This is a genomic window from Enterobacter cloacae complex sp. IR5428 (assembly GCF_049238585.1).
Classification (GTDB): domain Bacteria; phylum Pseudomonadota; class Gammaproteobacteria; order Enterobacterales; family Enterobacteriaceae; genus Enterobacter; species Enterobacter intestinihominis.
Map to the genome: position 1 here is coordinate 1 of NZ_JBMKHV010000013.1, position 18,479 is coordinate 18,479.

The following is an 18,479-nucleotide window of genomic DNA, read 5'->3' on the forward strand; positions in this document are numbered from 1 at the left end:
ATTTGCCTGGCGGCTTTAGCGCGGTGGTCCCACCTGACCCCATGCCGAACTCAGAAGTGAAACGCCGTAGCGCCGATGGTAGTGTGGGGTCTCCCCATGTGAGAGTAGGGAACTGCCAGGCATCAAACAAGTGAAGAGGCCATCCGCAAGGATGGCCTTTTTGCGTTTGTACGTCGAAAAACGATAGGCCGGGTCAGGCGAAGCCGTCACCCGGCAGATTTCAGACTGCACACCACGCCAAAATAAACTCTGCAATCCCCTCCACATTATTCAAATCCAGAACCGGTACTTCCAGCGTCAACGCAGCGTCACTGGCCACAGCAATCACATGTTCATCCAGCGTTAACTCACTTACATCATGCCCGGCACCGTTTCTGAACAGCAGGATCTTCGCAACAGCCTCGTGCTTAAACCCCTCAACCAGCACCAGATCCAGCGTGGAATGATCCATCCGGCTGACAAGATAAGCGAGATCCAGCGGTGCTTCATCCGGAGTTTCTGTCATTAACGCCCAGCGCTGGTTACTCGCCACCATCGTTTGTGCAGCGCCAGCCTTACGCAGCTCATAGCTATCTTTCCCCGGCTTATCGACATCCATGTTATGGTGCGTGTGCTTAATCAATCCGGGACGAATACCTTTAGCGCAAAGTGCAGGTATCAGCTTTTTTAGCAGCGTAGTCTTCCCGGTGCCGCTCCAGGCAGAGATCGCTAATACGGGTATCATTTCTTCTCCTGCATCATCTGCAAATCTTCCGTCGTGTTTACATTCACAAACGCCGATTTCATGTCGCTGAAATCAACGGAATGCCCTCCTGACTGGCGCATAAATACCATGACGCGTCGCTCTCCTGCGGCCAGGTAATCTTCCAGCGCAGATATTAACGAGCGATTAATCAAGGCGATCGTCGGATGGTCGCGTTCGCCGTCGTGTACCCAGACGACGGGAGCACCCTCGCACCGCTGCACCAGACGTTCAACCAGACAGGACGGGATGAAGGGCGTATCACATGAACAAAAGAGAAACCACTCTCCATGCGACTGCTGCATAACGGAAAGCATTCCCGCCAGCGGGCCGGGGTAGTCCACAAGCTTATCCTGATAAACCGGATATCCACTGCGCTGGTAAATATCAACATGTCGGTTAGCGCTGATCGCCATCGACGACACCTGATTTGCCAGGGTATCAGCAACATGCTGCCATAAGGGGGTGTTGTTCAGGAGCTGAAGACCTTTATCTTTTCCGCCCATTCGCGTTGCCCTGCCTCCGGCAAGAACGACCCCGATGATTTCCTGGCATTGATTCACGAATATCGCCTCTTTTATTGTGGGATTGACCCTGCTAACGTGTCTCTCTAAATGAAAGGAGCACTACCATGAAATGTAAACGTCTTAATGAAGTCATTGAGCTTCTCCAGCCGGCCTGGCAAAAAGAGCCAGAGCTGAATCTGATGCAATTTTTACAGAAACTGGCGAAAGAGTCAGGTTTTGATGGCGAACTGGCAGACCTTTCTGATGACATCCTGATCTACCACCTCAAAATGCGTGACTCGGCTAAAGATGCTGTTATTCCTGGTATTCAGAAAGATTATGAAGAGGATTTTAAAACCGCATTACTGCGCGCCCGAGGCGTAATTAAAGAGTAAAAGCTTGTAAGCGGAGCCACCGAAATCGCCACAAGATGATATCCTGAATCATTCGTATAATTTCCGGATGATCGGATGAACGACCAGGCTTTTACTTTCCAGACACTACACCCGGATACCATTATGGATGCGCTGTTCGAGCAGGGTATTCGGGTGGATTCCGGGTTAACCCCTTTAAACAGCTACGAAAACCGTGTCTACCAATTTCAGGACGAAGAGCGGCAGCGCTTTGTCGTAAAGTTTTACCGGCCACAGCGCTGGTCCGCAGAACAAATTCAGGAAGAGCATCAGTTTGCCCACGATCTGCTGGATGACGATGTTCCCGTTGCGGCACCGCTCAAATTTAATAACCAAACGCTGCTGACCCATCAGGGTTTTTACTACGCGGTATTTCCGAGCCTGGGCGGAAGACAGTTTGAGGCAGATAATATCGATCAGATGGAATGGGTTGCCCGTTATCTGGGGCGCATTCATCAGACGGGACGTAAAAAATCGTTTGTTGCCCGACCGACGATTAGTGTTCAGGAATATCTTATTGAGCCGCGAGAGGTATTCGAAACATCGGCGCTGATCCCAAAGGCGCTTAAGGATAATTTCCTCACGGCGACCGATAAGCTTATTGATGCTGTAAAAGCCTGCTGGCGGGATGATATTACCGCTCTACGCCTGCACGGTGACTGCCACGCCGGGAATATTCTCTGGCGCGACGGCCCGCTATTTGTCGATCTTGATGACGCTCGTATGGGACCTGCGGTGCAGGATCTGTGGATGCTGCTCAACGGTGATAAAGCCGAGCAGCGCATGCAGCTTGAGACCATAATTGAAGCTTATGAAGAATTTAGCCCCTTTAATTCAGACGAAATTGCCCTGATAGAGCCTTTACGTGCGATGCGATTTGTTTATTATCTCGCGTGGTTAATCAGGCGTTGGGAAGACCCGGCTTTTCCCCGAAATTTCCCCTGGCTTACCGGGGAGGATTACTGGCGCAACCAGATATCCACATTTACCGAGCAGGTTAAGGTTCTACAGGAACCCCCTCTGCAATTAACGCCGATGTATTAATTGGACACACCCAGGAGAGAGTTAATCATGAAAAAAATTTGGCTGGCGCTGGCTGGTATGATTCTGGCATTTAGCGCAACTGCTGCGCAGTTTACCGACGGCAAGCAGTACATTACGCTGGACAAGCCTGTAGCTGGCGAGCCTCAGGTGCTGGAGTTCTTCTCCTTCTACTGCCCGCACTGCTACGAGTTTGAGCAGGTACTTCATGTTTCTGACAACGTGAAGAAAAAGCTGCCGGAAGGCACCAAAATGACGAAATACCACGTTGAGTTCCTTGGCCCATTGGGTAAAGATCTGACTCAGGCATGGGCGGTTGCGATTGCGCTGGGTGTGGAAGATAAGATCACCGCGCCTATGTTTGAAGCCGTACAGAAAACCCAGACCGTACAAACTACGGCAGATATCCGTAAAGTGTTTGTTGATGCCGGTGTGAAAGGTGAAGACTACGACGCTGCCTGGAACAGTTTTGTGGTGAAATCTCTCGTGGCACAGCAGGAAAAAGCTGCCGCTGACTTCCAGTTGCAGGGCGTGCCGGCGATGTATGTTAACGGTAAATACCAGGTAAATATGCGTGGTATGGACACCACCAGTATGGATATCTTCGTACAACAGTACGCTGATACCGTGAAACACCTGGTTGAGATGAAGTAACAAACATAAAGAAAACGCCGGTCATTGACCGGCGTTTTTGTATGAAGATTTTAACTCCGCTATCTGTTCGTCTTTCTCTTTCCAGAGTGTATTGAGCCAAAGCTGGAAACGACGTTTGAAGTTTTTATCGTTAACGTAATCACCGTGCAGTTCCGTATCGATGGGCAACAGATCAACGCGGACTACGATACGCGTCAGCTTGCCGCTGAGCATATCGTAGAACGGCGTCCTGTCGTTTTCCGGATAGCAGAGCGTTACGTTCAACAATTTATCAAACTGCTCACCCAGCACGTTGAGGGCCATTGCGATACCCGCTGCCTTTGGCGGCAACAGGTGCTGATACGGAGAGCGAGTCTGCTGGCGCTTCTCTTCGGTAAAGCGCGAACCTTCGACGAAATTAACTATGGTGGTGGGATGCGCGCGAAACTTCTCGCAAGAACGGCGCGTAGTTTCCACGTCCATACCGCGGCGTTCCGGATGACGAATCAGATAGCTGCGTGAATAGCGTTTCATAAACGGCATATCCAGCGCCCAGCAGGCCAGACCAATGAAAGGCACCCATGCCAGTTGCTGTTTCAGAAAGTATTTGTTCATCGGAATATGTTTGCGAAACAGCACGCACAATACAACGATGTCGGCCCAGCTGTGATGATTGCAGATCAGCAGATACCAGTTCTTTTTATTCAGCTTCTCGAGGCCCTGAACGTCCCACTTTAACCAGGGGTTCAGATACAACAGGATCGCCAGCCCTTCACACCAGCAGTACATCATAAAATTACAAAAAGCAGACACTGCACGCCATACCGGAGGGACGGGCAGCAGGAGCTTAATTATTCCGGCAACGATGATTGGCACAGAACAGGCGATGGTAACCAGAATAGTTAAAATGACGCTTAGCAATAAGGTTATCGCAGCGAGTATTTTCGACATAATGAATTTTTTCAGATAGTTAGCTGTAATTAAGCAGCCGGCTATCCGGTGCTGGGCGCCGATCTTATCAGATATTGGCCCAGACCAGGGCGCTTTCGCACGAAGAGGCTGCGGCTTTTCCTGCCATGCAGCGAAATTTTCTATATAGACAGGGTGCTTACGTCTTATATCCACATAGACTAAATAACCATCAGCGGGGTGGGATCTTAAGTGATCTAATTTCAACTAATTGATTTTATTTGATAAATAAGTTTTCAGTATCAGTTTTATAGAACTGTTATTCACCTGTATTAAAAATATGCACAAACTTATCCACAGTTTGTTTTTGCGAGCGATCTTCACGATCGCAAAATCTTTTTCTGTATAAAGCGCTAAAACCTGATGTTTTCATCCTTCTGTGGCATCCTTTACCCATAAATTAATTAAAGGCACGGACATTATGGTTCAGATCCCAGAAAACCCACTTATACTCGTCGATGGCTCTTCTTACCTTTATCGGGCGTATCATGCGTTTCCTCCTCTGACCAACAGCGCAGGGGAACCTACCGGCGCAATGTACGGCGTGCTGAATATGCTGCGCAGCCTGATTCTGCAATACCACCCAACCCATGCGGCCGTGGTGTTTGATGCGAAGGGGAAAACCTTCCGCGATGAATTATTTGAGCATTACAAATCTCACCGTCCTCCCATGCCTGACGATCTGCGTGCGCAGATTGAACCGCTGCACGCTATGGTCAAAGCGATGGGGCTGCCTTTGCTGGCTGTCTCGGGCGTTGAGGCTGACGACGTTATTGGCACCCTGGCGCGCGAAGCTGAAAAGGCTGGCCGTCCGGTGCTGATCAGTACCGGTGATAAAGACATGGCGCAGCTGGTAACACCTGGGATCACGCTGATTAATACCATGACCAACACCATTCTTGGCCCGGAAGAAGTGGTTGCCAAATATGGCGTGCCGCCAGAACTCATTATTGATTTCCTCGCCCTGATGGGGGATTCCTCGGATAACATCCCTGGCGTGCCGGGCGTGGGCGAAAAAACAGCTCAGGCGCTGCTGCAAGGGTTAGGTGGGTTGGATACGCTGTACGCTGAGTCCGACAAAATTGCCGGACTTACCTTCCGTGGTGCAAAAACCATGGCCGGAAAGCTCGCCGATAACAAAGAGGTGGCTTACCTCTCTTATCAGTTAGCCACCATCAAAACCGACGTCGAGCTGGAGCTTACCTGCGACCAGCTTGAAGTGCAGGAACCCGCCGCAGAAGAACTGCTTGGCCTGTTCAGAAAATACGAATTTAAACGCTGGACCACGGATGTCGAAGCCGGGAAATGGCTTCAGGCGAAAGGGGCAAAAGCTGCGGCGAAGCCGAAAGAAACTATCGTTGTCGATGCCGAAGAGCAGGCAGAAGAAGAAGCGGCAGCGCTCTCATTCGATAACTATGAAACCATCCTTGAAGAGTCGCAGCTCGTCGCCTGGATTGAAAAGCTGAAAAAAGCACCGGTATTTGCGTTCGATACCGAAACGGACAGTCTCGATAACATATCTGCCAATATGGTAGGTCTGTCATTCGCGACGGAGCCGGGTATGGCAGCCTATGTTCCGGTAGCGCATGACTATCTGGATGCGCCGGAGCAGATCTCGCGCGAGCGCGCCTTAGAACTGCTGAAGCCGATTCTGGAAGACGAGAAAGCGCTGAAGGTCGGGCAAAACCTGAAGTACGACCGCGGTATTCTGCAAAACTACGGCATTGAACTGCGTGGTATCGCTTTTGACACCATGCTGGAATCTTACATTCTGGACAGCGTGGCGGGCCGCCATGATATGGATTCCTTATCCGATCGTTGGCTGAAACACAAAACCATCACCTTTGAAGAAATTGCCGGTAAGGGCAAAAATCAGCTGACCTTTAACCAGATCGCGCTGGAAGAAGCAGGCCGCTACGCCGCGGAAGACGCTGACGTCACGCTACAGCTCCATCTCAAAATGTGGCCGAAATTGCAGAAGCACGAAGGGCCGCTGAATGTTTTCCAGAACATTGAGATGCCGCTGGTGCCTGTGCTGTCCCGCATTGAGCGTAACGGCGTCAAAATCGACCCAACGGTGCTGCATAATCACTCTGGCGAGCTGGCGCAGCGCCTGACCGAGCTTGAACAGAAAGCGCATGAGCTTGCTGGAGAGGCATTTAACCTGTCGTCACCGAAACAGCTGCAAACCATCCTGTTTGAAAAGCAGGGTATTAAACCGCTGAAGAAAACGCCGGGCGGCGCGCCTTCAACCTCTGAAGAGGTGCTGGAAGAGCTGGCGCTGGACTATCCGCTGCCAAAAGTTATCCTGCAGTACCGTGGTCTGGCGAAGCTGAAATCGACCTATACCGACAAACTGCCGTTGATGATTAACCCGAAAACGGGCCGCGTACATACTTCCTATCACCAGGCTGTAGCGGCGACCGGGCGACTTTCGTCAACCGATCCTAACCTGCAAAACATTCCGGTGCGTAATGAAGAGGGCCGCCGTATACGCCAGGCTTTCATTGCGCCAGAGGATTATCTGATTGTCTCCGCAGACTACTCGCAAATCGAACTGCGTATTATGGCGCACCTGTCGCGTGACAAAGGCCTGCTGACGGCATTTGCCGAAGGGAAGGATATCCACCGGGCAACAGCTGCCGAAGTGTTTGGCCTGCCGCTGGACAGCGTGACAAACGAACAGCGTCGTAGCGCTAAAGCGATTAACTTTGGCCTTATTTACGGCATGAGCGCATTTGGCCTTTCACGCCAGCTCAACATTCCGCGTAAAGAGTCGCAGAAGTATATGGATCTCTACTTTGAGCGCTATCCGGGCGTGCTGGAATATATGGAGCGTACCCGCGCGCAGGCGAAAGAGAAAGGCTACGTTGAAACGCTGGATGGCCGTCGTCTTTACCTTCCGGACATCAAATCCAGCAACGCCGCGCGCCGTGCTGGCGCTGAACGTGCTGCTATCAATGCCCCGATGCAGGGCACTGCGGCAGACATCATCAAACGCGCGATGATCGCCGTTGATGCCTGGCTGGAAAAAGAGAAACCGCGCGTGAAAATGATCATGCAGGTACACGATGAACTGGTATTTGAAGTCCATAAAGACGACCTGGAAAAGGTCTCTCAGAAGATCCATGAACTGATGGAAAACAGCATGAAGCTGGACGTTCCGTTGCTGGTGGAAGTGGGTAGCGGCGAAAACTGGGATCAGGCTCACTAAGCGTTATCGGAATAACGCGCGTTTTATGTAAGTAAGCAACATAAGTACGCGCGTTTTGTGACGATCATTAGAATTCCCTATGTAAAGAATGAAAAAAAACTACAAAAAGTGCTTTTTCAAGAGACAAAAAAAGAGTAGAGTTAACGACGTAGGGTACAGAGGTAAGATGTTCTATCTTTCAGACCTTTTACTTCACGTAATCGGATTTGGCTGAATATTTTAGCCGCCCCAGTCAGTAATGACTGGGGCGTTTTTTATTGCGGGAAGGAAAGTTTCGGGCGAAAAAAACGCGGTCATCGCCGCGCCTGTTGTTACTCTGCTTCCGCTTCTGTCGCCGGTTCCAGATCGTTAAACCAGCTGTCTAGCTTCTGTCGCAGTTTGTCCACACCCTGCTTTTTCAGCGAGGAGAACGGTTCAACCTGTACATCACCGTTGAATGCCAGCACCGCTTCACGCACCTTGTTCACCTGCGCCTTGCGCGCGCCGCTCGCCAGCTTATCCGCTTTTGTCAGCAGCACCAGCACCGCAATATCGCTTGCCACCGCCCAGTCAATCATCTGCTGGTCGAGATCTTTTAGCGGGTGTCGAATATCCATCAGCACCACCAGACCTTTCAGACACATGCGTTTTTCCAGGTATTCACCCAGCGCACGCTGCCATTTGATCTTCATCTCTTCCGGTACCTGCGCGTAACCGTAGCCCGGTAAATCGACCAGGCGTTTGCCTTCAGCCACTTCAAACAGGTTAATCAGCTGAGTACGGCCAGGTGTTTTTGAGGTACGCGCCAGGTTTTTCTGATTGGTCAGCGTATTCAGGGCGCTGGATTTTCCCGCATTGGAGCGGCCAGCAAATGCCACTTCAATCCCTGTGTCTGAGGGCAGGTGGCGAATATCGGGCGCACTGGTGACAAAATGCGTCTGTTGGTAGTTCCAGGTAGTCACGTGGTCGTCTCCAAAAATCGTAATCTGCGGGGGATTATACCTGAATGCGGGCAAAAGGCTTTTCCCTTCGTCATTGACGTGTAAGTGAAAGCCCTACGGAATGTAAGAGATCTGCCCTTAAGCTTATGAGAAATTTAAGAGAAATCGCAGGCGCTAAAAAACTCAAAATATTAAAATTCAAAGAGTTATTAATGAGTAATTATCTGAAAATCCGGTTTAGTACCTTTTCGTTGCTTGTTAGTTTAAGAGAACAAGGTAAAGTGTGCGTCAAGGCGAGGATGCCAGCAGGAAAACGACTTAAGGATAAGGGTCAGGAGCGCCAGGAGGCGAAGACTCAGGATTGTCAGGACGACCGGCGCCTGGAGGCGTTTTTAACAGGAAACGGAACCGTATCACGGACGGTAGTAGCCAAGGGATAAACAGGGTTTGTTGAAGGCAAACAGGGAATGTCTGACCCGTTAAGGGTTGTGAGTCAGGAAAAAAGGCGACAGATTGCTCTGTCGCCTTTTTTCTTTGCTTGCTTTCTGCTAGATTTCGCCGCAATTCTATACTGAAGAAAACGACTTAAAGATAAAACATCATGAAAAAACCGACCTCCGCTGCGGGCGCGAAACGCCCTGCAAAAGCACGCCGCAAAACGCGCGAAGAACTGAATCAGGAAGCGCGCGATCGCAAACGCGATAAAAAGCATCGTGGCCATACTGCGGGTAGCCGTGCTAATGGTGGCGGTGCCGCAGGCGCTTCTGCAAAAGGCAAACAGCAGAAAGATCCTCGTATCGGCAGTAAAACTCCCATTCCACTGGGCGTGACAGACACGCCGGTCACTAAGCAGCACAAACCAAAGAGCGAGAAACCTATGCTTTCACCGCAGGCTGAGCTGGATATGCTGGAGAACGATGAGCGCCTGGATGCGCTGCTGGAACGTCTTGAAGAGGGTGAAACCCTGACCGCTGAAGAGCAGTCCTGGGTAGATGCCAAACTGGATCGCATTGATGAACTGATGCAGAAGCTGGGTCTGTCCTACGATGATGAAGAAGACGAAGAGGAAGACGAAAAGCAGGAAGATATGATGCGTCTGCTGAAAGGTGGAAACTAACATTTGCACCCGGCAGGTACACTCGTCCTGCTTATAACCCTTCCGGTTATATGTTATCTGGTGTGGTTATTCGTTAAACTACGGCGGTTGTCGCGGCGACAGAAGTGGCTGCGCACCCGAATGATGGCCCGCAACGGGACCAGAACGGGCCGCCGTATACGAACGCGACACCAACGGAAGGAGTGAGTATGTCTGTACCATCTATCGACTGGGATTTGGCCCTGATCCAGAAATATAACTATTCCGGGCCGCGTTATACCTCATACCCCACCGCGCTGGAGTTTTCTGACGCTTTCGGCGAGGCGGATTTTCAGCATGCTGTGGCGCGCTATCCCGAGCGCCCGCTGTCGCTCTACGTCCATATTCCGTTCTGCCACAAGCTCTGCTACTTCTGCGGCTGCAATAAAATCGTTACCCGCCAGCAGCACAAAGCCGATCAATACCTCGATGCGCTTGAACAGGAAATTCTGCACCGCGCACCGCTGTTTAAAGGCCGTCACGTCAGCCAGCTTCATTGGGGCGGCGGTACGCCAACTTATCTGAACAAAGCGCAGATCAGCCGCCTGATGGCGCTACTGCGCGGCAATTTCATTTTTAACGACGACGCTGAAATTTCGATCGAGGTCGATCCGCGTGAAATCGAGCTGGATGTGCTGGATCATTTACGCGCCGAAGGCTTCAACCGCCTGAGTATGGGTGTACAAGACTTCAACAAAGAAGTACAGCGCCTGGTCAACCGCGAGCAGGATGAAGCGTTTATCTTTGCCTTACTCAACCATGCGCGTGAAATCGGCTTTACCTCAACGAATATAGACCTGATTTACGGCCTGCCGAAGCAGACGCCGGAGAGCTTCGCCTACACGCTTAAACGCGTGGCTGAGCTCAACCCGGACCGTCTGAGCGTCTTTAACTATGCGCACCTGCCGACGCTGTTCGCCGCGCAGCGCAAAATCAAAGATGCGGATCTGCCTTCCGCCCAGCAGAAGCTGGACATTTTGCAGGAGACCATCGCCTCGCTGACCGAAACCGGCTATCAGTTTATCGGGATGGATCACTTTGCCCGCCCTGACGACGAACTGGCGATTGCTCAGCGCGAAGGTGTTCTCCATCGTAACTTCCAGGGATACACCACCCAGGGAGATACCGATCTGCTCGGAATGGGTGTCTCCGCTATCAGCATGATTGGCGACTGCTACGCCCAGAACCAAAAAGAGCTGAAGCTGTATTACCAGCAGGTTGATGAAACGGGCAACGCGCTGTGGCGCGGCATTGCGTTAACGCGCGACGACTGCATCCGTCGTGATGTGATTAAGGCGCTTATCTGCAACTTCCGTCTCGAATTCCGCGAGGTGGAGTCGCAATGGGATCTGCAATTCAGCGATTACTTTGCCGAAGACCTGAAGCTTCTGGCGCCGCTGGCGAAGGACGGGCTGGTGGATGTGTCGGAGAGCGCGGTGGTCGTCACGCCGAAGGGGCGTCTGTTGATTCGTAATATCTGCATGTGCTTCGATGCCTATCTGCGCCAGAAAGCGCGTTTACAGCAGTTCTCGCGCGTGATTTAAGTTGCAATGTCGGGAGGCGCTTCGCTTACCCGGCCTACAACTCGCACTTATGTAGGCCGGGTAAGGCGAAGCCGCCACCCGGCTTTTCATCGACAGCTCGTTAGCTAAACAGCCCAACCAGTGCCGCACACAATACCGCCGCAACGGCAGTTTGTGGCGTGTGGCTTTCTGCTGCACCGCTCGAAAGCAAGGTCACTAATGATTCCAGCATGATGCACCCCTCCAGTTTCCGGGCACGATCATACAAAACTCATCGGAACAGTAAAGCGCAAAATAACGGCACTTTGCGCTCAATTAGTAACCTTTACACAGCGGAGTAAGATCACTCCATTCCCAGCTCTTTCAGCTTGCGCGTCAGGGTGTTTCGACCCCATCCCAACAGGCGAGCCGCTTCCTGTTTGTGGCCCTGGGTATGACGAAGCGCGGTGGTCAACAGCGTGCGCTCCATTTCAGGCTGTGCTTCAGAAAGCAAGTTTTGATGACCGGAACGCAGCGCGCGATCTGCCCACTGCGCCAGCAGCGTTGCCCAGCTGTCCGGCAGCGTATGTCCTGCGGTGCTCTCGGGCACGGTGGCTTCAAACAGTTCTGCCGGTAAATCCTGAATCAGCACTTCCTGGCCGGCGGCCATCACCGTCAGCCAGCGACAGGTGTTTTCCAGCTGACGCACGTTGCCCGGCCACGCCAGACGGGTGAGGGCGGCATCCGTTTCCGGATGAAGCTGCTTGGCTTCCACGCCCAGCTCGCGGGCCGCCACCTGCAGGAAATGGCGCGCCAGACGCGGGATATCTTCCCGACGCTCGCGCAGCGGCGGCAGGTGGACGCGGATCACGTTCAGACGATGGAATAAATCCTCACGGAATTTCCCCTCCTGTACGCGCAGCTCCAGGTTCTGGTGCGTCGCGGCGATAATGCGTACGTCCACCTTCACCGGCGCATACCCGCCCACGCGGTAAAACTGTCCATCTGCCAGCACGCGCAACAGTCGGGTCTGTACATCCAGCGGCATATCGCCGATTTCATCCAGGAAAAGCGTGCCGCCGTCAGCCTGTTCAAAGCGTCCCTGACGAATGGTATTGGCTCCGGTAAATGCCCCTTTTTCGTGGCCGAACAGCTCAGATTCAATTAAATCCTTAGGGATCGCTGCCATGTTCAGGGCGATAAAGGGGGCTTTCGCCCGCGGGCTGTGGCGATGCAGGGCGTGTGCGACCAACTCTTTACCGGTCCCTGATTCACCGTTAATCAAGACGCTGATAGACGAACGCGACAGACGCCCGATGATGCGAAACACGTCCTGCATGGCTGGCGCTTCACCGATGATGTCCGTCGTTGGTCCAAAGTCGGGGGCATTGCGGGGCTGCTGTTGCTCCTGATAGTGGCTGATAGCGCGCTCAACCAGCGCAACGGCTTCGTCGATATCAAACGGTTTTGGCAGGTAATCAAACGCGCCCTGCTGGTACGCGCTGACGGCAGCATCCAGGTCGGAGTGGGCGGTCATTATGATGACCGGAAGCATAGGGTGGCGCTGTTTGATCTGCTTTAAGAGCGCCAGTCCGTCCATACCCGGCATGCGAATATCCGAGAGCAGAACGTCCGGCGTTTTGGTGGTGAGTGCGTCGAGCACCTCGCTGCCACTCTCAAACGTCGTGCAGCTTAATCCCGCTCCTGTGAGCGCGCGTTCAAGCACCCAACGGATGGAGCTATCGTCATCGACTACCCAGACTATCCCTCGTTGCATAAACGTCACCTTTATTTTTTAATCGGCAGGAAAACCGAAAACTCGGTATGTCCCGGCCAACTGGTAAATTCAATTTTGCCGGAGTGTTGGTCAATCAAATTTCGGGCTATGGATAACCCCAGCCCGGTGCCGCCTTCGCGACCGCTGACCATCGGGTAGAACAGGGTGTCCTGGAGATGCGGCGGGATCCCCGGTCCGTTATCTTCCACATCAATACGTGCTGCCAGACGATAACGTACGCCGTGCAGCGTCAGCTGGAACGCGGTGCGGGTACGCAGAATAATTTCGCCACCCTCCGGGCCCAGCGCCTGCAACGCGTTACGCACAATGTTCAACAGCACCTGTTCAATCTGGTCCGGATCGTGCGCCAGCTCCGGCAGGCTTGGGTCATAGTCACGCACCAGCGTGACGTTATCCGGCAGCTCCATCGAGACGAGTTTCACCACCCGCTCCGCGACCTTGTGAATGCTTTCTGAAACGTGCATCCCTGGCTGCTGCGGCCCGAGCAGGCGATCGACCAGATTACGCAGACGGTCCGCCTGCTCAATAATGACGTTGGTATACTCCGCCAGGGCAGGGTCAGGCAGCGCTTTGGTCAAAAGCTGTGCCGCACCGCGTAAGCCGCCCAGCGGGTTTTTGATCTCATGGGCCAGCCCGCGCACCAGGTCGCGCGCCGCAATCTGCTGCGCATGCTGAAGCTGCTCCTGGCTGAGACGACGCTGGTTATCCATCGGCGCCATTTCCAGCAGAATCATGCCATCTGGCAGACGCTGTGCGGTGAGGGACAAAATATGCGAGCGTCCGTCAATCACCAGCGTCACTTCGTTATCGGTGAAGCCCTGACCCGCCTGCAAACTCTCCTGCATCAGGCCAATATTCAGCGAGAAATAGCTCAGCAGTTCTGGCAGCGGCGTGCCAAACAGTTTACGGGCGCTTTGGGCGAGCAGCTGCTGCGCCGCCGGGTTGGCGTAATGCACCGCCAGCTCGTCGTCGACCAGCAAAATACTGTTAATTAAAGAATTGAGGATCTGCCCAGCATCGGGCAGCGTGCCAGTTGCCATTCAGCAGTCTCCTGGAGTCGTTGCACTATTTTAGTGCAGTATAGCGTTTTAGAGGTAAAAAGCGCGTGAGATCAGGTTGTTGGTGGAGAAAAAAGCCCATCCGAAGATGGGCTAAAGTTTCCACGGCAACGACTCCCGACGCGTATGCGCCGGGTAAAACAAATCAATTAAACGCTGTAGTACAGTTCGAACTCAACCGGGTGCGGCGTCATGCGAACGCGGTCGTTTTCTTCGGTACGCAGCGCGATGTAAGCGTCGATAGCTTCATCGGTGAACACGCCGCCAGCGGTCAGGAACTCGCGGTCTGCGTCCAGCGCCTGGAGGGCTTCTTCCAGAGAGCCGGCAACCTGTGGGATCTCTTTCGCTTCTTCTGGCGGCAGGTCGTACAGGTTTTTGTCCATGGCTTCGCCCGGGTGGATCTTGTTCTTGATACCGTCCAGACCGGCCATCAGCAGTGCTGCGAAGCACAGGTATGGGTTAGCCGCCGGGTCCGGGAAGCGCACTTCGATACGACGCGCTTTCGGAGACGCAACCACCGGGATACGGATAGAAGCAGAACGGTTACGGGCAGAGTACGCCAGCATTACTGGTGCTTCGTAGCCAGGGACCAGACGCTTGTAGGAGTTAGTGGTTGGGTTCGCCAGGGCGTTGATCGCTTTAGCGTGTTTGATAACACCACCGATGTAGTGCAGCGCCTGCTCAGACAGACCCGCGTATTTGTCGCCAGAGAACAGGTTGGTGCCGTTCTTGGACAGGGACATGTGGCAGTGCATGCCGGAACCGTTGTCGCCAAACATTGGTTTTGGCATGAAGGTCGCGGTTTTACCGAAACGGTGCGCAACGTTGTGTACAACGTATTTGTAGATCTGAATCTCATCCGCTTTTTTGGTCATGGTGTTGAAGCGGGTAGCGATCTCGTTCTGGCCAGCCGTTGCCACTTCGTGGTGGTGCGCTTCAACAACCAGGCCCATCTCTTCCATGATCAGACACATGGTAGAACGGATGTCCTGAGAAGAATCGACCGGAGGAACCGGGAAGTAACCGCCTTTCACGCCCGGACGGTGACCTTTGTTACCACCTTCGTATTTGGTGGAAGAGTTCCATGCGCCTTCGATGTCATCGATAGCGACGTGGGAACCAGAAATGGAAGCACCAAAACGGATGTCATCGAACAGGAAGAACTCTGGCTCTGGCCCGAACAGAACGGTGTCTGCGATACCGGTAGAACGCAGGTACTCTTCAGCGCGTTTTGCGATGGAGCGTGGGTCACGGTCATAGCCTTGCAGCGTGCCAGGTTCCAGGATATCGCAGCGGATGATCAGCGTAGGTTCTTCGTAGAACGGGTCAATGAGCGCAGTGGTTGCATCTGGCATCAGAACCATGTCGGATTCGTTAATGCCTTTCCAGCCGCCAATGGAGGAGCCGTCAAACATTTTGCCTTCTTCAAAGAATTCGGCGTTCACCTGATGAGCAGGGATCGTGACGTGCTGTTCTTTACCTTTGGTATCGGTGAAGCGCAGATCAACAAACTTCACTTCATGTTCGTTCAGCATCGTCAAAACGTGTTCAGCGGACATACTTAACTCTCCAGATTGGTCATTGTCGTCGTGGTAACGAGGTCTTCAAATCGGCTGGGCTGCCATATTTTTACTGTATTTCTGTAAAGCGAAATCTGTGCCAACTTTTAAAACACCCCAAAAAGGCGTTATCATGCGCACCATAGTGCAGAAGGGCTGCACCACATTGGATTCGTTGCACCATTATAGTGCTTCAGTGTGAACATTGAGCACCATATTGGTGCAATTTACGTTAAAGTGCCCTTTTACCGCTCCGTGAAAGCGATCACAAAGCATCTCTGCAATACTTGTTTGCGGGGGATGTTTGTGATCCTGTTTTGTAGTGCGATTAATCCGTGTACAATAACGCGCTATTTCTAAATGCCTGAGGCAAAGTTGTGATCGAAAAATTGCGTAATATCGCCATCATCGCGCACGTCGACCATGGTAAAACTACCCTGGTTGATAAGCTGCTACAGCAGTCCGGTACGTTTGATGCTCGTGCCGAAACTCAAGAGCGTGTGATGGACTCCAACGATTTGGAGAAAGAGCGTGGGATTACCATCCTCGCCAAAAACACCGCTATCAAATGGAATGACTACCGTATCAACATCGTTGATACCCCAGGGCACGCCGACTTCGGTGGTGAAGTTGAGCGCGTGATGTCCATGGTGGATTCCGTGCTGCTGGTGGTTGACGCATTTGATGGCCCTATGCCGCAAACGCGCTTCGTGACCAAAAAAGCATTTGCCCACGGCCTGAAACCTATCGTTGTGATCAACAAGGTTGACCGTCCTGGCGCGCGTCCTGACTGGGTTGTTGACCAGGTCTTCGACCTGTTCGTTAACCTCGACGCGACTGACGAACAGCTGGACTTCCCTATCGTTTATGCGTCTGCGCTGAACGGTATCGCCGGTCTGGATCACGAAGACATGGCGGAAGACATGACTCCGCTGTACCAGACGATTGTTGACCGCGTTCCTGCGCCAAACGTTGACCTGGAAGGCACCCTGCAAATGCAGATCTCCCAGCTCGACTACAACAACTATGTTGGCGTAATCGGCATTGGTCGTATCAAGCGCGGTAAAGTGAAGCCTAACCAGCAGGTCACTATCATCGATAGCGAAGGCAAAACCCGTAACGGTAAAGTCGGTAAAGTTCTGACTCACCTGGGTCTTGAGCGTATCGAGAGCGACATCGCTGAAGCGGGCGACATCATCGCTATTACCGGTCTGGGTGAACTGAACATCTCCGATACCATCTGCGATCCGCAGAACGTCGAAGCGCTGCCAGCCCTGTCCGTTGATGAACCAACCGTATCCATGTTCTTCAACGTCAACACCTCTCCGTTCTGTGGTAAAGAAGGTAAGTTCGTTACCTCTCGTCAGATCCTTGACCGCCTGAACAAAGAGCTGGTGCACAACGTTGCGCTGCGCGTTGAAGAAACCGAAGACGCTGATGCATTCCGCGTTTCCGGTCGTGGTGAGCTGCACCTGTCTGTTCTGATTGAGAACATGCGTCGTGAAGGTTTCGAGATGGCGGTATCCCGTCCGAAAGTTATCTTCCGCGAAATCGATGGCCGTAAACAAGAGCCGTTCGAAAACGTCACGCTGGACGTTGAAGAGCAGCACCAGGGTTCTGTCATGCAGGCACTGGGTGAGCGTAAAGGCGACCTGAAAAACATGAATCCAGATGGCAAAGGCCGCGTACGTCTCGACTACGTGATCCCAAGCCGTGGCCTGATCGGCTTCCGTTCTGAGTTCATGACCATGACCTCTGGTACCGGCCTGCTGTACTCCACCTTCAGCCACTATGACGACATCCGTCCGGGCGAAGTGGGCCAGCGTAACAACGGCGTACTGATCTCCAACGGTCAGGGTAAAGCGGTTGCGTTTGCGCTGTTCGGTCTGCAGGATCGCGGTAAGCTGTTCTTGGGTCACGGTGCTGAAGTTTACGAAGGCCAGATCATCGGTATTCACAGCCGTTCTAACGACCTGACAGTAAACTGCCTGACCGGTAAGAAACTGACCAACATGCGTGCGTCCGGTACTGACGAAGCAACGGTTCTGGTTCCACCGATCAAGATGACGCTGGAGCAGGCTCTGGAATTCATCGATGATGACGAACTGGTAGAAGTGACGCCTCAGTCAATTCGTATCCGTAAACGTCACCTGACCGAGAACGATCGTAAACGTGCTATGCGCGGTGCGAAAGAAGAGTAATTCGGTTATGCCGTAGGCCGGGTAAAGCGCAAGCGCCACCCGGCAACGAAAAGCCGCTGAGCGATCAGCGGCTTTTTTATTAGAAGGAATAACGTAACCCTAACCGAATCCGGTACTGCTCGCGGTTGTAATCATTCCATCGGTCCAGCCACTGGAGTTCGAGGTACGGCAGCCAGTTTCTGTCGATTTTATAGCTGAACTTGTTGGTAATTTCCCAGTGATGATCTTTGCCATTTTTGCTGTGGTAATCATTCACCCGCTGGAAAAAGTGCGGCTCAAAGGTGTAGAAAAACGCATCCGTCACTTTGAAATTCCAGTAGTTGGCGAATTCGTGCGTGTCGTTTTTATCCATCTGCCCGTTATAGTCCGGCGTATCGTAATTGTTATGGTTATAGCGATAGCGGAACGTCAGATTGAACCAGTCCGTAAATTTATAGTTAGTATCTAAATAGAGTGCTCCACCCGATCCTGCGCTGCTGTCATTGATCAAGCCGCCGGGCTGGAAGGTGAGTTTGTCGGTCGGTTTGAAGAGCGGATACCAACCCTCGATTTCGTCATAGCTGTGCTTCAGTTCGTCCCATTTCCCCACGTTATAAGCGTTGGTGAACATCAGCCCCGCGCCCATATCGAAGTTATAGCCCGCACGCAGGATCACCTCGTGCAGCTCAGAGGCCGTATTGTACGCTTCGCGCGTTTCGACATAGGCCCCGGCAAAAACCGGGCAGGACACAGACGACACGATCAGTACGGTGATGATTCTATTCATAATTTGTCCATGTATCAGGTAC

The 18,479-nt window shown here is 52.6% G+C and carries 16 protein-coding genes and 1 rRNA gene; 8 read left to right on the forward strand and 9 right to left on the reverse strand.

The window, feature by feature from the left end; translation table 11 throughout:
* Positions 1–5 precede the first annotated feature (5 nt).
* A 5S ribosomal RNA gene (rrf, locus tag ACOTXC_RS17725) occupies positions 6–121 on the forward strand.
* A 99-nt stretch (positions 122–220) separates the two neighbouring features.
* Here rrf and mobB read toward each other — a convergent pair.
* Together mobB and mobA are read right to left on the reverse strand one after the other, a co-directional pair.
* The gene (gene mobB, locus ACOTXC_RS17730) at positions 221–724 is read right to left on the reverse strand and encodes a molybdopterin-guanine dinucleotide biosynthesis protein MobB (RefSeq protein WP_022649861.1); all 504 of its coding nucleotides are present in this window, start codon (positions 722–724) and stop codon (positions 221–223) included.
* Positions 721–1,305 carry a molybdenum cofactor guanylyltransferase MobA gene (gene mobA, locus ACOTXC_RS17735; RefSeq protein ID WP_022649860.1) on the reverse strand — a complete coding sequence of 195 codons (585 nt, stop codon included), beginning with the start codon at positions 1,303–1,305 and terminating at the stop codon, positions 721–723. Before mobA ends, mobB begins: the two co-directional genes overlap by 4 nt.
* Before the next feature lie 68 nt (positions 1,306–1,373).
* On the opposite strand from mobA, the gene ACOTXC_RS17740 reads away from it, so the two are divergent.
* The 3 genes from ACOTXC_RS17740 to dsbA all read left to right on the forward strand — a co-directional run bounded on the left by ACOTXC_RS17740 (position 1,374) and on the right by dsbA (position 3,356).
* Positions 1,374–1,643 carry a YihD family protein gene (locus ACOTXC_RS17740; RefSeq protein WP_003861904.1) on the forward strand — a complete coding sequence of 90 codons (270 nt, stop codon included), beginning with the start codon at positions 1,374–1,376 and terminating at the stop codon, positions 1,641–1,643.
* Between the two features lie 75 nt (positions 1,644–1,718).
* The gene (locus ACOTXC_RS17745; RefSeq protein ID WP_421767866.1) at positions 1,719–2,705 is read left to right on the forward strand and encodes a serine/threonine protein kinase; all 987 of its coding nucleotides are present in this window, start codon (positions 1,719–1,721) and stop codon (positions 2,703–2,705) included.
* 27 nt (positions 2,706–2,732) lie between these two features.
* Complete coding sequence (gene dsbA / locus ACOTXC_RS17750) at positions 2,733–3,356, forward strand: thiol:disulfide interchange protein DsbA (protein WP_022649858.1); 624 nt, start codon at positions 2,733–2,735, stop codon at positions 3,354–3,356.
* A 21-nt stretch (positions 3,357–3,377) separates the two neighbouring features.
* Here the strand turns inward: dsbA and ACOTXC_RS17755 are convergent, their stop codons facing one another.
* The gene (locus ACOTXC_RS17755; protein ID WP_022649857.1) at positions 3,378–4,286 is read right to left on the reverse strand and encodes an acyltransferase; all 909 of its coding nucleotides are present in this window, start codon (positions 4,284–4,286) and stop codon (positions 3,378–3,380) included.
* A 439-nt stretch (positions 4,287–4,725) separates the two neighbouring features.
* Here ACOTXC_RS17755 and polA point away from each other — a divergent pair, with 439 nt between their 5' ends.
* Positions 4,726–7,518 (forward strand): DNA polymerase I, encoded by a 2,793-nt coding sequence (gene polA / locus ACOTXC_RS17760; protein WP_045308732.1) that lies wholly within the window; start codon positions 4,726–4,728, stop codon positions 7,516–7,518.
* 311 nt (positions 7,519–7,829) lie between these two features.
* Here the strand turns inward: polA and yihA are convergent, their stop codons facing one another.
* Complete coding sequence (yihA, locus tag ACOTXC_RS17765; protein WP_003861913.1) at positions 7,830–8,459, reverse strand: ribosome biogenesis GTP-binding protein YihA/YsxC; 630 nt, start codon at positions 8,457–8,459, stop codon at positions 7,830–7,832.
* A 580-nt stretch (positions 8,460–9,039) separates the two neighbouring features.
* Between yihA and yihI the strand changes: the two genes are divergently transcribed.
* Both yihI and hemN read left to right on the forward strand, forming a co-directional pair.
* A complete protein-coding gene (yihI, locus tag ACOTXC_RS17770) occupies positions 9,040–9,555 on the forward strand; it encodes a Der GTPase-activating protein YihI (RefSeq protein ID WP_022649854.1) in 516 nt (171 codons plus the stop codon).
* A 188-nt stretch (positions 9,556–9,743) separates the two neighbouring features.
* Entirely contained in the window at positions 9,744–11,117 is a 1,374-nt protein-coding gene (gene hemN / locus ACOTXC_RS17775) for an oxygen-independent coproporphyrinogen III oxidase (protein ID WP_108367991.1), read from the forward strand.
* Between the two features lie 100 nt (positions 11,118–11,217).
* Here the strand turns inward: hemN and ACOTXC_RS17780 are convergent, their stop codons facing one another.
* The 4 genes from ACOTXC_RS17780 to glnA form a co-directional block, all read right to left on the reverse strand.
* Positions 11,218–11,328, reverse strand: a complete 111-nt coding sequence (locus ACOTXC_RS17780; protein ID WP_017382667.1) for a YshB family small membrane protein — start codon at positions 11,326–11,328, stop codon at positions 11,218–11,220.
* Positions 11,329–11,439: 111 nt separating this feature from the next.
* Positions 11,440–12,852 (reverse strand): nitrogen regulation protein NR(I), encoded by a 1,413-nt coding sequence (gene glnG / locus ACOTXC_RS17785; protein WP_022649852.1) that lies wholly within the window; start codon positions 12,850–12,852, stop codon positions 11,440–11,442.
* Positions 12,853–12,863: 11 nt separating this feature from the next.
* Positions 12,864–13,913, reverse strand: coding sequence for a nitrogen regulation protein NR(II) (gene glnL, locus ACOTXC_RS17790; RefSeq protein WP_003861923.1), 1,050 nt, complete (start codon positions 13,911–13,913; stop codon positions 12,864–12,866).
* 167 nt (positions 13,914–14,080) lie between these two features.
* Entirely contained in the window at positions 14,081–15,490 is a 1,410-nt protein-coding gene (gene glnA / locus ACOTXC_RS17795; RefSeq protein WP_003861925.1) for a glutamate--ammonia ligase, read from the reverse strand.
* Positions 15,491–15,867: 377 nt separating this feature from the next.
* Between glnA and typA the strand changes: the two genes are divergently transcribed.
* Positions 15,868–17,691, forward strand: a complete 1,824-nt coding sequence (typA, locus tag ACOTXC_RS17800; protein ID WP_022649851.1) for a ribosome-dependent GTPase TypA — start codon at positions 15,868–15,870, stop codon at positions 17,689–17,691.
* A gap of 79 nt (positions 17,692–17,770) precedes the next feature.
* On the opposite strand, the gene ompL is transcribed toward typA, so the two are convergent.
* Entirely contained in the window at positions 17,771–18,457 is a 687-nt protein-coding gene (gene ompL / locus ACOTXC_RS17805) for a porin OmpL (RefSeq protein WP_421767867.1), read from the reverse strand.
* Positions 18,458–18,479: the final 22 nt, after the last annotated feature.

Excerpts from the sequence above, each read along its gene's own strand:
- mobB (WP_022649861.1), bottom strand. The coding sequence starts at position 724 with ATGATACCCGTATTAGCGATCTCTGCCTGGAGCGGCACCGGGAAGACT.
- ACOTXC_RS17740 (WP_003861904.1), top strand. The coding sequence starts at position 1,374 with ATGAAATGTAAACGTCTTAATGAAGTCATTGAGCTTCTCCAGCCGGCC.
- ACOTXC_RS17745 (WP_421767866.1), top strand. The coding sequence starts at position 1,719 with ATGAACGACCAGGCTTTTACTTTCCAGACACTACACCCGGATACCATT.
- dsbA (WP_022649858.1), top strand. The coding sequence starts at position 2,733 with ATGAAAAAAATTTGGCTGGCGCTGGCTGGTATGATTCTGGCATTTAGC.
- ACOTXC_RS17755 (WP_022649857.1), bottom strand. The coding sequence starts at position 4,286 with ATGTCGAAAATACTCGCTGCGATAACCTTATTGCTAAGCGTCATTTTA.
- polA (WP_045308732.1), top strand. The coding sequence starts at position 4,726 with ATGGTTCAGATCCCAGAAAACCCACTTATACTCGTCGATGGCTCTTCT.
- yihI (WP_022649854.1), top strand. The coding sequence starts at position 9,040 with ATGAAAAAACCGACCTCCGCTGCGGGCGCGAAACGCCCTGCAAAAGCA.
- hemN (WP_108367991.1), top strand. The coding sequence starts at position 9,744 with ATGTCTGTACCATCTATCGACTGGGATTTGGCCCTGATCCAGAAATAT.
- ACOTXC_RS17780 (WP_017382667.1), bottom strand. The coding sequence starts at position 11,328 with ATGCTGGAATCATTAGTGACCTTGCTTTCGAGCGGTGCAGCAGAAAGC.
- glnG (WP_022649852.1), bottom strand. The coding sequence starts at position 12,852 with ATGCAACGAGGGATAGTCTGGGTAGTCGATGACGATAGCTCCATCCGT.
- glnL (WP_003861923.1), bottom strand. The coding sequence starts at position 13,913 with ATGGCAACTGGCACGCTGCCCGATGCTGGGCAGATCCTCAATTCTTTA.
- glnA (WP_003861925.1), bottom strand. The coding sequence starts at position 15,490 with ATGTCCGCTGAACACGTTTTGACGATGCTGAACGAACATGAAGTGAAG.
- ompL (WP_421767867.1), bottom strand. The coding sequence starts at position 18,457 with ATGAATAGAATCATCACCGTACTGATCGTGTCGTCTGTGTCCTGCCCG.